Origin of the sequence: Coprococcus sp. AF16-22 (assembly GCF_003461545.1) — a bacterium.
In the GTDB taxonomy this organism is placed as follows: domain Bacteria; phylum Bacillota; class Clostridia; order Lachnospirales; family Lachnospiraceae; genus Coprococcus; species Coprococcus aceti.
On record NZ_QTXH01000006.1, the window covers coordinates 22,395 to 37,607 of the forward strand.

Genomic DNA, 15,213 nt, shown 5'->3' on the forward strand with positions numbered 1-15,213 from the left:
TATGTCCGCTCCTACGCCTCTTTGAGGAATGCAACATATCCTTTCTTGGTCTCATATATATCTGCCTTGGATGTCACTTCCCATGGTGCATGCATGTTGAGTACAGCCACGCCACAGTCTATTACCTCCATACCATACAGTGAAAGTATATATGCGATGGTTCCGCCGCCACCGACATCTACCTTGCCGAGCTCGGCTGTCTGGTATGTGATCTCCGCATCATCCATGATCTTTCTTATAGCCGCCATGTATTCTGCATTTGCGTCATTTGATCCTGACTTTCCTCTTGATCCTGTGAACTTGTTAAATACCATTCCCTCACCGAAGATAGCCGCATTCTTCTTGTCAAATGCTGACTCAAATGTAGGATCAAAGCCCGCAGATACATCCGATGACAGCATCCTTGACGATGCAAGACATCTTCTGAGTGAGATCTCTGAGAAGCCACCCATGGCGTTCATGATCTCAGCTACAGTATTCTCAAAGAAGTGTGACTGCATTCCTGTTGCTCCAACACTTCCTATCTCCTCCTTGTCAGTGAGCAGACAGCAGGTCGTCTTCTCCGGATCGTCAGCCTCAAGCATGGCGACAAGGGATGTGTATGCACACACTCTGTCGTCCTGGCCATATGCCATGATCATACTCTCGTCTATACCGCAGTTCCTTGCCTTTCCTGCAGGAACGATCTCGAGCTCTGCTGAGAGGAAATCCTCCTCCTTCATATCGTACTTCTTCTCAAGTAGCGCAAGTACAGCTTCCTTTACAGCCTCCTTCTCCTTGCCCTCAAGCGGTCTGCTTGCAAACAGTATGTCAAGCTGCTCTCCCTCTATCACTGAATCCGCTCTCTTCTTGAGCTGCTCCTGAGAGAGATGTATGAGAAGATCTGTAACACAGAATACCGGATCATTCTTGTCCTCTCCTATGTTCACTGTCATAACGTCACCATTTGTCTTTGCAACAACACCGTGTATGGCAAGTGGGAGTGTTACCCACTGATACTTCTTGATTCCGCCGTAATAGTGAGTGTCGAGATATGCAAATCCGCCCTTCTCATAAAGCGGATTCTGCTTCACATCCATTCGAGGGGAATCAATGTGTGCACCGAGTATGTTCATGCCCTTCTCAAGCTTCTTCTTTCCTATATTGAACATGGCGACCGTCTTGTTCATCCACACGGCATACACTTTATCTCCAGCTGCAAGGCTCTCCTTGTTCTTAATGATCTTCTTCAGATCTCTGTAGCCGTGATCCTCTGCCTGTCTGACGATCTCTTTAACGCATTCTCTCTCTGTCTTGCCATTGTCAAGGAATTCCCTGTAGTCCTTACACAGGCTCTCCAGCTCCTTTATCTCATCCTTCTTGTATTTGTTCCACGCATTTTTCTGTGCCATTTTCATTGCCTCCTGTTAATAACTGTACACATCAGTGTCTATATTCCACGCACTCCTGCGCATAGTAATACTGCGCAGGATAACGAGTATAGCTCCCATTATTATAAAGAAAATAATATATACTGCATATGACGGGATCATTGTAAACTTGAAAACAAGATATCCTGCCACACACAAAACAATTGCTATAACAATTGCAATAGCCATATTAAAGAATGCATTCAGATTGCCTCTGAGCGCACCGTATTCATCCTCCCAGTCAAGCTTCGGATGTGTTGAATCGAGAAGCACACCTGTGTATGTGCAAATGCCCGAGCCGAGGATTCCCAGCACAACATAATACACACTGTCTATAACACTACACTCCATATATATACAGAGGATAACCGTGGTAACCGCAATCGTCACTCCGCTGAACAGCATGCTAACCCAGACCTTTGCGCGGATCTGGAGATCATATGCCATCGGGATATGCTTTATAAATGATATATGGCTTCCTTCTCTGGTGAACGCCGTGGATGCGATACTGTTCATCGCTGTTGCAAAGAATGCCAGGGCGATGACCGCAACCAGCATGACCATGTCAGCCAGGAAAAGCCCTCTTCCAAATGTGTCTCTGAATGCCCTGATTGAATCCGCAGTTGCAGGTATATTGAACAATGCCACAACGAGTATCGGCCATATCAGGTTGACCACAACGCAATACTTCCTGTATGCCGGAGTCCTCACCAGTGTCTTTATCTCCTTTGCCATATATGATCTGAACGGTGTCTTTATGGCAAAGTCCTGCAGCCCGACAACTTCCTTCTGGCGGCGTCCTGACCTTCCGGTGGATGACACAAGGTATACGCCCCTGAGGTACAGCAGATTTCCAAGGAAAAACAGAAGTGCCACACAGCCAGCGTTCACAAGCACAAAGAGCAACATATACACGATGTTGTTACTGCCCAATGCCTTCAGGAACAGCGGAACCGTGAAAAATATATTGTTCATTACCTTTATGAATATATTGTCACCATTTTTAAGGCTGTCTATGTAATTATTTATATTCACAGAGTCCATCTGTGCAAATGACCATATGAAAAGGCCTGCAAACACTACAACCGCAAGTCCCACCATGAAGTCCACATTTCTGAGCAGTTTGAGTCTGCTGAAAAACGCCATGACTATCAGTGCAAATATACCACAGTACACCAGCGGCAGAACCGGAAGTAAAAATACGCCAAGTAATGAGGTTATCACGGATACCGGCTTTATCTCTGCGGCTACAAAGTAACCGATAAATCCACAGAAGAGAACCATAAACTCCATGACGCTTTCGGCAAAATATGCGTGTGTAAACTTGGCGGCCACAAGCTCTGCCGGTTTCACAGGCAGCGGCAGTAAATGATCAAGATCAGATGAAAAATAAAGCAGATTGAATATGACCATTATACTGAATATAACACCGAACACCGACATGAGCTGGATAACGAGGTTGAGTCCCTCTGTACAGCCTCCCGCCTCCATGAGTGCGGCAGTCATTATGTAAACTATAAATCCCACAACGATACAGCACGGGATCATGATACAGCACATGGCGATGATTCCCATGACCTTATATGCCTTTGCCTTGTCCCCGTGCTCCGGCATCTCCATATCATTATTCCTGCTTATCATACTGAGCAATATCCTAAAATTCTTCATGCGTCATCTCCACAAATATCTCTTCAAGAGATTTGTTCCTGTGCTGTGTCTCAAGCTCATCCAGAGTTCCCTGGTATATATCCTTTCCCTTTCTTATCATGATTATCTTGTCGCAGAGCTTCTCTGCAACCTCGAGAACATGTGTTGAAAAGAATACACAGTTTCCTGCGTCGGCATGTTCACGCATCATCTTCTTGAGCTCATATGCCGCATTCGGATCAAGTCCCGTCATAGGCTCGTCGAGTATCCATACAGGTGGATTGTGCACAAGCGCAGCTATGACCATCATCTTCTGGCGCATACCGTGGGAATAGCTGACCATCTGTCTGTTCAGGCTGTCCTCCATACCAAAGCGTTCAGCCATCTGCTCTATCCTCTGCTTTCTCTCGGTGGTCGATACTCCATATATATCAGCGATGAAATTGACATACTCAAGTCCCGTAAGTCTGAGAAATATATCAGGATTGTCGGCTATATAACCCATGGACTGCTTGGCCTCCATCGGCTTTTCTCTCATGTCGAAACCATTTATCTTTACTCTGCCCTCCGTCGGCATAAGTATACCTGTCAGCATCTTGATGGTAGTTGTCTTACCCGCACCATTCTGTCCAACAAATCCTACAATCTCACCCTTGTGTATATGGAAACTGAGATCATCAACTGATACAATGTCTCCGCCATACACCTTCTTAAGATTCTCTGCTATTATCATGCGCATGTCCTTTCATCACTATATCGTTTTTGCATACCCGGTCTTATTATATCAATTCAGCGTACGGTTTACAAGTTTACCGTTGTATCAAGACAGAATGAATATATGACCTTCTCCTTAACCTTCATGCCGGTGAGCTGTTCAAGCACATCGGCGTATTTGTCGAGCTGGACATGGTATCTCTTAACCAGCTCCGACGCATCATTCACGCTGTCTGTCTTGTAATCCAGAAGAACTATGCCGCTATCCTCCTCGAAGTAGGCATCTATGATTCCCTGTACAACTATCGTCTCGTCTCCGCAGTCCTTAAGTGATCTCATTATTTCTCCGGGCTCCATCATCATGTAGAACTGTCTCTCACGGTACAGTCTGTCCGACTTGCCCGCAGCCGCCATGCGCTGTCCTATCTCACTGTGTATCATCTTATATATCTTCTTTGGTCTTATCCGCTCTCTGTACAGCTCATCAAATAACCCAAACTCAAACACTCTGTCGACATCCTTCTCCGCATCCGCAACAGTTTTCCCTGAGAAGTCTGCAAGCTCCATAATCTTGTGATAAATGTTTCCTATCTCATTTCCATGGACTATCCTCTCCTCACTCATGAATGCTGGGATTGGGACCTCACTTCTGGCACTGTACTCCCTGCTGGTTAGGATATCCGGTGTAATGGCATCCTCACCGTGCGCCTGAAGTCTTTTTATCTCGGTTATGGACATCTTGCTCTTAAGCCCCGAATGTCTGTAGCCATACCTGAATTCCAGTCCGTTCTTCACATGGTCATACAGTTCTTTGTCGAGCTTCGCTTCAGAGGCTTCCACTGTCATATTTTCTGCTTCATCCTGATCAGTCTCAGGAGACATAAAGCTGTCGGCCTCCACCTCGATGCTCTTCACATGATCGCACTCTCCCACATATCTGAGCGCGGTATATATCCAGGCTGCATAGCCATTTGCTTTCATGATAGATGCATAATTCATCCTGTCTCCGATTATATACATATCACAGGCTGCCTTGAATTTATCTGCATCCTTCACGCACCCGGTCATGTACAACTTTTCCTTTGCCCTGGTTAACGCCACATACAGGACTCTCATCTCCTCGGCATAGGTCTCCGCAACGATATTCTTACTCATTATCCGCTTGAAAAATGTCATTCTTCTGGCTCTTGTTCTGAGGTCGACCTGGTCGCACGCCAGATAATGATCCTGGTGGACAAGCACATTTGATCTGGTGTCCATCAGATTAAACTCCTTGCCGAGCCCAGACACAAATACAACAGGGAACTCCAGTCCCTTGCTCTTGTGCATGGTCATGACTCGGACGACGTCCTCATTCTCACTGACCACATCAGCCTCTGCAAAATCCAGATCATTTGTCTTGAGCTCATCAACATATCGGATGAAGTTGAACACGCCCTTGCTGTTCTCCTCGAAATCATCCGCCTTCTTGATGAGCATGTCGATATTCGCCTGGCGTCTTCTTCCCATCGGTCTGGCACCGACAAACCAGTAAAATCCGGTGGTGTCCAGCACGTATCTTATTATGTCGCTTATGGACATATAATTTTTATTCTTCTTGAGATAGTCAAGCATGCGGAGGAATTCCCACAGTCTGTCCACAGCGTGTTTTTTCTCGCCCACATGGGTGTCCATATAATCTATGACCTTGTCATAAAGTCTGGCGTTCCAGTCCGTGCCGTTCTTCTCGTATCTGCTGCGGTATTCACCCACTATAACCGCAAGCTCCTCCTCATCAAGGCCCACCAGTGGCGACCTTAAGACAGCAGCCAGGTCGTAATCCACGTAGCTGTTATCAACTATGGAGAGCATGCTGACCAGTGTCCGTATCTCAGCAGCATCAAAGTAGCCACTCTCACTCTCAATATACAGAGGTATGCCCTTCTCCTGAAATACCCTGTCAAATATGGTGGATGCTGTGGACACACTTCTAAGCAGTATGACGATATCCTTATATCTGACAGGTCTCCTGTCAGCACCACTTCCAACATACAGAGGTTCACTTCCGTCCACAATATCACGTATCTTACCGGCGATATAATTCGCCTCAACCTCAGGATTGCCATACTCCTCAGATACATCCGCTTCTCTCATATTGTTGTCTATGAGTATGAACTCTGATACAGGGCCATGATCCACGTCATCCGGCTCCGCCATCCCTTCTCCGTCACTTATGGCAAATCTGGAATTGAGCTTTGCGCCCTCATCGTACTCTATGTCTCCTAGCTCTCGCCTCATGAGCTGGGCAAATATTGAGTTCACCGTCTTTAACACATTTATCTCACTTCGGAAGTTTCTGGTCAGCAGTATGCTGTTGCCATCTATGTCCGGGTCCGCTATGTCAGCATCACCCAGCCTGCGGTAGCTGTCATACTTCTCTATGAACAGATCCGGTCTCGCCATTCTGAATCTGTATATGCTCTGCTTAACATCGCCGACCATGAATGTGTTGTGGATATCCTCACCGTGTCCCGACACACTTGCCAGAATGTATTCCTGCAGAAAGTTACTGTCCTGATACTCATCTATAAGTATCTCCCTGTACCGCCTTGAGACTTCCTTTCCAATCTCTGAAGGGACAGCCCTGTCATCCTCTATTCCATCGCAAAGTATCCTGAACGCGAACTCCTCTATGTCGTGGAACTCGAACATATTCTTGTCCATCTTGACCTTCATCAGCTCATCCATATAAAGCTCGGTGAGCTTCAAAAGTGATGATATCACTGGCTCAGTCATGGCTGCCTGCCTCAGAATGTCATCCACATCCAGGACGACCGAAACTATGTCGTCTATGATCGACTTATACACATCCCGCCTTGATTTGACAAATTCCTTCTTCTCCGGGTCAGCTCCACCGCCCGGGTTCACAAATCTGTCAAATGCATAGCATATACTCCGGCCCTGGGCATCCTTCTCCATCTTGAGTCCTTCCGGTCTCAATGACGATCTGTATATATCTCTGAGTTCAAACAGGTCAACATGCAGGTCGTCTTCCCCGCCACAGCTTCTGAGCATGTGTGTTATCAGCTCAACATCCTTATCCACACGGAGTCCGTACGCCTCAAGGCCATACGCCTCCGTTGCATATTTCTGGCACTCCCTGACCATATCATCCGCAGTTCTGAGCATCATGTACACCCTGTCCGCAAATGTTCTGACCATCGGAAGCCCCATGACTTCTCTTCTCTTCTCCTCCTCAGTGGATGATGTATCCACGGCAAATTTCATGGCATCCGCCGCCTGCGCAAGCCATTTCTTCGGCTCCGGATAGCTGGATATAACCTTTATTATCCTCTCAACGATATCCGGCACGGCACTGTCACTCTCATTTCTCGCAAACGTCATTATCAGCCTGTCGAAACCGGGCACGACCGATTCATCCTCATAGCACATCTCCATGACCTGATCCATCACGTCGTGCTTTATGATCTTCATCTCCGTGTCGTCCGCTATGCCAAATGCACAGTCGAGCTCCACCCTCGCAAAGTATTCCTTCACTATCCTAAGGCAAAAGCTGTCTATGGTGCAGATGTCAGCATGGTTGATCAATGTCATCTGCTTTATAAGATGCTCGTCATATTCGCCCTTCGCCATCATCTCATCTATCTTTTTCTGCAGTGCCTGTCCTATCTTCTCCTTCATCTGGGCCGCTGCCGCATTTGTAAATGTAACCACAAGAAGCTCATCCACAGATACCGGCTCGCTTCCCTCTATTCTGTCACCACGCGAATTTCTTCCGGCCACCATCTCTATGATACGCTCCACGAGCACCGCCGTCTTACCTGACCCCGCCGCTGCAGATACAAGAAGATTGCCATGCCTTGTGTCGATGACATGCGCCTGCTGGTCTGTCCACTTAATTCCATTGTCAGTCTTCATATCTTTTCCCATGCCATCACTCCTCACTTATCTCTATATCAAACTCTGCAGCTCTCTTCGCTATCTGTTCAGCCAGTTCTCGCAGCTCCTCAAGATGCGCCCTCTCCTCCGCCAGCTTCTTTCTGGTGCTCTCGAGAGTCTCCATCATCTTCTGTGTTGCCTTATCGCCGCGGTCATCGACCTTCTTCTGTGCATCATCGTACTTTTTCTTGGCGCTGTCACATGACTTAACAGCCTTCTCCATATCCCCCCTGACCTTCTTGTAGTCAGTCCTGATATTCTTTATATCCTCAGCTTTGCGGTTGTAATTTTCCGCCTCGCCCCTATAGATCCTGGAGTATGAATTGCCTGAATACTTGCTGTCAAATGCACATATGCCCTTAAAATCACAGTATTTGCACGCATTTACCTTGCCCTCATTGACCGGATTTATCTCGATGCTTCCCTCGGCTATATTGCCGGCAAGCCTCTCTATGTTTCTGCGGTTCGCCTCCATGAGATCTGTTATAAGAGTCTCCTCAAGGCTCTGTCCGTTCTTGAGTGTCGCTGAGCTGTTGTCCATGACCTTCAGCGCCCTGTTATCTCCATTGTACAGACCTGAATATCTGGACTCCTCAAGTATCTTCTTCTCGAAGGTGTCCACAAGCACTCCCCCGAACACCTCGTCATCGGCCGCAAATCCCATGCCATCATCGGTGTATCTGATCTTATCTCCCATTGCCGTCACGTCACATGCCGGATTGTCAAAGGTATAATACAGAAGTCCGCCCACATGTATACCACCAGGTCTTCCAAGCTGTGCCATCCTGCGCTTTTCAAGCTCGCAGGCTATGGCGCCGTATGTCACGAGCTGCATCTGGAGTCCTCCGAGCACCTTGTCTATATCCAGCTTCTTATCAGATGACTTGTAATCTATGATCTTGAAATAAGCATCCCTGTCATCCGTAAATTCATCTATTCTGTCTATAACTCCCTTGAGGCTCATCGTGAGTCCATTTGGAAGGTTGAATATATATCTGTCTATGTTGTCTGCATTTTCCGATGTGTTGAACCGCCTCTCAAAATTCTCCGGGTCCATCTCCCCACATCTGATAAATGTGCGGAGCGTCCTGGCTGTCCTCGACGCAACACCCGCCAGAAGCTTTTTCATGTATGCCGCTCTTGAAGAATCCTCAAAGTACAGCCCGGCTTCATCCTCCGCAGATTCATTTGCAAATTCCACCGCCTTCTGTTCCAGCTCCGCCTCGTCCAGATGTACCCAGTCGTTGTCCCTGAACATCCTGACAAATGAGAATATCTTCTCCATGGTGCTGTGAAGTATATTACCAACATTTGCAGCGCCTATCCTGTATGTCTCCCTCTCTCTGAGCGAAAGTCCGTATGTCAGGAAATACTTGAACTGGCACTCAGCATACCGCTCAAGCTTGGACACACTCTCCACCAGATTCTCTCCATATATAAGGCGTACAGTATCTGGAGACAGATTTTTTGACGAGTTAACATAATTCTGCCCGAAGTTAATCGATCTGAGCTGTCTGCCATATCCCATCTTCGAAAGCAGTTTTCTGACAGCGTCCAGCGTCTCCCCGGCTTCAGCGTCATCAGAATGTCTGATGATGTATCTGAGCGCTCCCGCCGCAGTCTCCGGCATCTGACCGTCCACATCATACTCCTCCGTCCGTATATCCGGGAATATATTCTTTATCCTGTCTATCAGGTATGACGGCTTCATGGACTTGAGATCCTCTCCGATCTTTCGGCACAGCACATAGATCATATCCGATGCCTTGGTGAGCGTGGTGTATATATAGAACTGTTCTATATACGCATTTGTCTTATCTGATGGAGCCAGCTCTATACCGTAGTCCTCAAGACTCTGGCGGTCTGCACCGGAGAGTATCCTGCCCTTCTTGGCCGGTTTCGGAATTATGCCTTCGTTCACTCCCGCCATGAACAGCACCTTTATATGGTTGAGCCTTGATCTCGTCATATCACCGACCACCACGCGGTCTATAGTCGGAGGCACTATACCGATCTCCATATCCGCTATGCCTGCATCCAGGATTCCCGCATATTCTTTTACGGTAAGCTTCTCATCGCCGATTATAGCCTCCATCTTCTCAAACAGGGCAACAACCTTGTCAAATATCCTTCCGTATGCATCTCCCTCATCCCATCTCTCCTGCTCATACAGCACTTTCTTATGAGCCTCAAGCTTACCGCACACATCAAGCTGCGCAAGGAAGCTGTAAAGAGATTCCGTATATGTTCTCACTGTGTTCTTGGAGCCAGGGCTTGCCGGCTTCCACACATCGATACATTTGTCCGGGAAAAGCTCCATGATCTGGGCTCTTATAGACTCCATGTCTGCCGCATAGTCAGGATTCCTGTCATCGGTTATCTCCTTCGTCCAGCTCCTGTAACCCCTGAGATTCCTGAGAAGCACATAGTTCTCCATCCTCTCAATGTCGTCCTGATCCACACCGGTCATTCCTGACTTTAACAGTCTGAACACGCTGTCAAATGAGAAGTTCTCCGTCATCACACCGAGGAAAGCCCTTATGGTGTCTGAGCACGGATCTCCCTTAAGAGATATATTTGCATCTATGAACACAGGGATATCGTATTCCTCCATCGCCTGACGGTAATACCTTGCCACATCCTGCAGATCACCCGCAACCACGGCTATATCCTTATAACGGTATCCCTTGTCCCTGACAAGCTCTCGTATTCTTCCCGCTATATACTCAGCCTCGTCTGCCGCCCTGTCCACAGCGACCACATGTATGTCTCCGTCATCGCCTGTGACTCTGCCATGGGGGTATCTGAACAGATTGGCCTCAAGTCCGGCAAGCTCCTTGCTTTTCTCGAATCTGTACGGTCTGCGATCCTGACACATAACGACATTATCCAGTATGTCCACCTGCTCATCCCCCGCCATTCTCACAAGCGCCTGCACAGTCTCCTTGGTGAGTCTGAACAGCTCGTACTCCTTCGGCTTTGTGAAGCCTATCTGCGACGCATCTATCGTAAATACAAATATCATGCTCTCAACGCGTGTCATGAGCTTCCTGATAAGATCCATCTGTACCGGTGTAAATCCTGTGAATCCGTCAAGATACAGATGGCTGTGCGCCAGCATATCCGACCTGTCCACGCACTCAGCTAGCAGCTCTATGAGCTGCTCCGCAACTATATAGCTGTCATCCCTGTTATACTCCTCAAATCTCTCGTATATAAGCTTGATGTCATGCATTTTTCTGTATACCAGACTGTCCTTATCCAGCTTGTCCATGACTGCGTCGATCGAATCCCTATCAACCGCATACTGGAACAGCTCAGACATCATGGATTTCATCTCATCTATAAAACCCATCTTGTTGATATAGCTTCCATAAACAAGGAGCTCGTCCTGTGACTCTATAAGTATCTTCTTGATGAGCATGCTCTTTCCAAAGTCCTCCAGAACCCTTCCCGGATTCACTGACAGCTCATCGAATACCCGGTACGCAAGCCTGTTGAAGCCTATGGCATCTATGTTCATTGTTCCATGCCTCGGATGCATGGTCACTATATCTCTCTGCGCCTCCATGGAGAACTGCTCTGGAACCACGTACAAATAATTCAGGTCTCCGTGAGCCATCGACTCCTCTATCAGCTTCTTTATCACATATTCTGTTTTTCCTGAACCGGCGGGTCCCAGTACAAACTGTATTGCCATCTGTATTCTCCTTACACCTCAATATACTGTTATCTATGCTGTTTTTTCATCTGCTAATAATTTTCTCATAAAATCGCTCTCTTGTGAATAAAATATATAAAAAACAGGGAGAGCAAATAATGTCATCAACTAAACTTATCGTATTAAAATCAAAAGAACTCATATACACCGCCATACTGCTGGCACTTGTGATCGTATTTGTCATTATACTTATCACCATGTTCCGCGGCAAAGATTCAGATGACACCAGTGGTTCAGCCAGGAGCATCGCAACCTCAGCCCAGACTGATCCGTCTCCTAAGCTCGACGAGATACATTACACACCGGGGACATACTCATCTTCCCTTGTTCTGGGAGAAAACACTCTGTCCGTCATGGTCACTGTGGATGAGGACTACATCACAGATGTGTCATTCAAACAGGTGGATGAGACTGTGACCACCATGTACCCACTTCTTGAAACGGCACTCGAGGATATCAATACTCAGCTTCACTACATATCTTCCGTGGACGATATAACACCTTCCGGAGACAGCACATACACTACCAGACTTATCATAGATTCCATACGAAATGCCCTGAAGGATGCCGTGATCAACTAGCTGTCACGGTGCTTTCTGCCAAAACAAAAGGACATATGACCGTATATATCTTGTATTATATACGGTCATATGTCCTTTATTTATCCCACCGTTTATACGGTCGTTACTGCTTTGCAACTATGTTATCCTTATCCTTGAAAATACTGCCTCCCGGCACATATCCCCTGACTCTTGATACAGGATAGATGTTGCTGAATCTTCCTATTACGGTTCCAGGATTGAGGACGCTGTTGCAGCCAACCTCAACATTATCTCCGAGCATTGCACCAAACTTCTTAAGTCCTGTTGCAATGTCAAAGCTCTGTCCGTCCACATTCCCCTTAACGTGAACCAGAGTCTTGTCAGACTTCACGTTGGACGTGATACTTCCGGCACCCATGTGTGACTTGAAGCCGAGGACTGAATCTCCCACATAGTTGTAATGAGGAACCTGAACGTTATTGAATATGATGACATTCTTGAGCTCTGTTGAATTACCTATCACACAGTTCTCTCCGACCAGTACGCTTCCTCTGATGAACGCACCCGGGCGAACCTCTGTGCCTGCACCTATGATTGTCGGTCCAAGGATGGTTGCTGTTCCATACACCTTACAGCTCTTGTGGATCCACACATGCTCATCCACCTCATTGTACTCATCCTTGTCCAGACTCTTTCCAAGCTCAAGCACGAAATCCTTGATAAGTGGAAGCGCCTCCCATGGATAGGTAAGCTTCTCAAGAAGAGGCTTTGCCATGGTCTGATCCAGGCTGTAGAGCTCCTTTATTGTTACAACTGACTGTATATCTTCCATAATAATAGTCTCCTTTTCTATCACATATAACTGATACATACTATGTTATACACCTTTGAATCAGTATGTGCAATCACTGTGTATCCGCATTCTTCTCCGCCTTTGCGCCTGTTCTGGCTGTGGCTCTTGTCTCCTTCTTCTGGGCACCTCCGCCCTTGGCGTAGAACACCTTCGTTTTGTCGAATACCCCTGTTATTCCATTCTGGTTCTGTATCTGCTTCACAAGGTTTGTGTATTTGGTGACAAATGTAGTCATCTTATCCGTGTATTCCTGCTTGGATATCTGACCTTCAGCGACACCCTCAAGCCCCTTTTCCCAGCTCGCCGTCAGGTCCGCTCTCAGCAGACCGTTGATGGAATAATATACTATATCGTATATTATCTCCCCAAGGAATGTCGGGGTCACTATCTGTGTCTTCTTGTTCAGCGATATATATTTGTTCTTCTCCAGCTTGGTGATGATCCCGTCTCTTGTGGCACTTGTTCCGATTCCAGCTCCCTTGATCTGCTCTCTGAGCGCCTCATCCTCTATGAACTGTCCTGCATTCTCCATTGTCAGGATCAGTGATCCTGAGTTGTATCTCTTAGGTGGGGATGTCTCACCCTCCTTTATGTCGATTCCCTGGACGCTCAGCTTGTCACCCTTCTTTATCTTCGCAAGCCTTGCTATGAATTCAGGGCTGTACTTCACATCGTCCTTCTTCTTGGAAAAGCTGTTGGCCGCCACCTTAAGATAGCCATCGTTTATCAAATATTTGAAGTTGGCAAACAACTTCTCTCCGTTCTTGGAGAGTGTCATTGCAACCTTCTGGTATTCCGCAGCAGGGTAAAATATACTGAGGAATCTCCTGCATATGATCTCATATACCTTGAGAGCTGTAGGTGCCAGACTTCTAAGTGCTCCAAAGCCCTGTCCGGTAGGTATGATGGCGTAGTGGTCGGTGATCTGCTTATCGTTCACATATTTCGTCTTTGCGATTCCCTTATATGTGCCGCTCTCCATGGCCCCCTGTGCAAATTCTGCCACAGGCTGGAAATTCTTAAGTCCCGATATGTTCCGTCCTATCTCCTTTGCCACGGCCGTTGACAGCACTCTGGCATCTGTTCTCGGATAGGTTACCAGCTTCTTCTCGTAGAGCTCCTGGACTATCTTGAGGGTATCGGACGGACTGATCTTGAAAAGTGATGAACAGTCATTCTGAAGCTCCGCCAGATTGTACAGCATCGGAGGCTGTTTCTTCTCTTTCTTGCGCTCCACAGCCTGGGCCACAGCCTCGGGCTCCCCTGCCTTCAGCTCCGCCAGAAGCTGCTCCGCTGCGGGTCTCTCTTTAAATCCATTCTCCTTATACAGAAGGGGCGACTCGAAATACTTTGTGCCATTCACTGCCTTCCATTCTGCGTCAAATGTCTGTCCTTCTTCACCTACATTCGCAACGAGTCTGTAGAACGGAGTCTTTACAAACTCCCTGATCTCACGCTCTCTCTTCACTATTATACCGAGGACACAGGTCATGACACGGCCCACGGCTATGACACATCTGTCCATGCCGAGATACCTCTGGACTACATTTGAAAACTTCAGCGACAGCGCCCTTGAAAAGTTGATACCCATAAGGTAGTCCTCCTGGGCTCTAAGGTACGCTGCGTCGCTGAGACTGTCGTACTCTGAGAGCGGCTTCGCCTCACGGATTCCCCTGAGGATCTCCTCCTCGGTCTGTGAATCGATCCACACACGGCGTTTCTTCTTGCCGGTTACGTGAGCCATTGAATCCACAAGCCTGTATATGTATTCTCCCTCTCGTCCTGAATCCGTTGCCACATAGATACAGCCTATGTCATCGCGGGTAAGCAATCCCGCAACGATATTGAACTGTTTCTTTGTGTCAGGAAGAACTTCATATTTGTATTCAGTTGGAATAAATGGAATAGTTGAAAGGCTCCACTTCTTAAGATTCGGATCGTAGACCTCTGGGTAGCTCATGGTGACCAGATGTCCGACACACCATGTGACAACCGCTGTATCCGACTCCAGGTAACCATTTCCCGCATTGCCCTTCACCCCCAGCACGTCGGCAAACTGCCTCGCCACGCTGGGCTTCTCTGCTATATATAAATTCTTCAAATTATGCTCCTATTCTTTCAGCATCCGCCACACACATGATCCTGTTTATGCCGTGGCCGGTGCAAAAATACATCACAACACATCTGTATATAATAGCAGAATTTGTGGAGAGGGGCAAGTGGGGACGGAGGTGCCTGCTCCTCCACTTCGCACTTGCCCCCCCTCCACACGCATTGCGCGTTATTCCAGAATTGCTTCGCACTTCTCTCGCGCTTTGCGCGTTATTCCAGTATTGCTTCGCACTTCTCTCGCGCTTTGCGCGTTATTCCAGTATTGCTTCGCACTTC

Annotated in this window: 8 protein-coding genes; 1 reads left to right on the forward strand and 7 read right to left on the reverse strand. The window is 47.4% G+C overall.

Features of this window, described 5'->3' with window-relative positions:
* Window positions 1–11: 11 nt before the first annotated feature.
* The 5 genes from DWW60_RS08025 to DWW60_RS08045 form a co-directional block, all read right to left on the reverse strand.
* Window positions 12–1,391: an aminopeptidase gene (locus DWW60_RS08025; RefSeq protein ID WP_022216893.1), complete on the reverse strand. Its 1,380-nt coding sequence runs from the start codon at window positions 1,389–1,391 to the stop codon at window positions 12–14.
* A 15-nt stretch (window positions 1,392–1,406) separates the two neighbouring features.
* Entirely contained in the window at window positions 1,407–3,077 is a 1,671-nt protein-coding gene (locus tag DWW60_RS08030; RefSeq protein ID WP_117874939.1) for a hypothetical protein, read from the reverse strand.
* Complete coding sequence (locus DWW60_RS08035; protein WP_022216895.1) at window positions 3,064–3,789, reverse strand: ABC transporter ATP-binding protein; 726 nt, start codon at window positions 3,787–3,789, stop codon at window positions 3,064–3,066. Before DWW60_RS08035 ends, DWW60_RS08030 begins: the two co-directional genes overlap by 14 nt.
* 68 nt (window positions 3,790–3,857) lie before the next feature.
* Window positions 3,858–7,700 (reverse strand): helicase-exonuclease AddAB subunit AddA, encoded by a 3,843-nt coding sequence (gene addA / locus DWW60_RS08040; RefSeq protein ID WP_117874941.1) that lies wholly within the window; start codon window positions 7,698–7,700, stop codon window positions 3,858–3,860.
* A gap of 4 nt (window positions 7,701–7,704) precedes the next feature.
* Window positions 7,705–11,409 (reverse strand): PD-(D/E)XK nuclease family protein, encoded by a 3,705-nt coding sequence (locus tag DWW60_RS08045; RefSeq protein ID WP_117874943.1) that lies wholly within the window; start codon window positions 11,407–11,409, stop codon window positions 7,705–7,707.
* A 119-nt stretch (window positions 11,410–11,528) separates the two neighbouring features.
* On the opposite strand from DWW60_RS08045, the gene DWW60_RS08050 reads away from it, so the two are divergent.
* Window positions 11,529–12,011, forward strand: a complete 483-nt coding sequence (locus DWW60_RS08050) for a hypothetical protein (protein WP_055146811.1) — start codon at window positions 11,529–11,531, stop codon at window positions 12,009–12,011.
* Window positions 12,012–12,114: 103 nt separating this feature from the next.
* Here DWW60_RS08050 and DWW60_RS08055 read toward each other — a convergent pair whose 3' ends face one another.
* Window positions 12,115–12,804 (reverse strand): hypothetical protein, encoded by a 690-nt coding sequence (locus DWW60_RS08055; RefSeq protein ID WP_015535088.1) that lies wholly within the window; start codon window positions 12,802–12,804, stop codon window positions 12,115–12,117.
* Between the two features lie 73 nt (window positions 12,805–12,877).
* A complete protein-coding gene (locus DWW60_RS08060; RefSeq protein WP_117874945.1) occupies window positions 12,878–14,926 on the reverse strand; it encodes a DNA topoisomerase in 2,049 nt (682 codons plus the stop codon).
* Window positions 14,927–15,213: the final 287 nt, after the last annotated feature.

Bases quoted from the DNA above. Each gene is read 5' to 3' on its own strand.
- DWW60_RS08045 (WP_117874943.1), bottom strand. From the start codon at position 11,409: ATGGCAATACAGTTTGTACTGGGACCCGCCGGTTCAGGAAAAACAGAA.
- DWW60_RS08035 (WP_022216895.1), bottom strand. From the start codon at position 3,789: ATGATAATAGCAGAGAATCTTAAGAAGGTGTATGGCGGAGACATTGTA.
- DWW60_RS08050 (WP_055146811.1), top strand. From the start codon at position 11,529: ATGTCATCAACTAAACTTATCGTATTAAAATCAAAAGAACTCATATAC.
- DWW60_RS08025 (WP_022216893.1), bottom strand. From the start codon at position 1,391: ATGGCACAGAAAAATGCGTGGAACAAATACAAGAAGGATGAGATAAAG.
- addA (WP_117874941.1), bottom strand. From the start codon at position 7,700: ATGGGAAAAGATATGAAGACTGACAATGGAATTAAGTGGACAGACCAG.
- DWW60_RS08055 (WP_015535088.1), bottom strand. From the start codon at position 12,804: ATGGAAGATATACAGTCAGTTGTAACAATAAAGGAGCTCTACAGCCTG.
- DWW60_RS08030 (WP_117874939.1), bottom strand. From the start codon at position 3,077: ATGAAGAATTTTAGGATATTGCTCAGTATGATAAGCAGGAATAATGAT.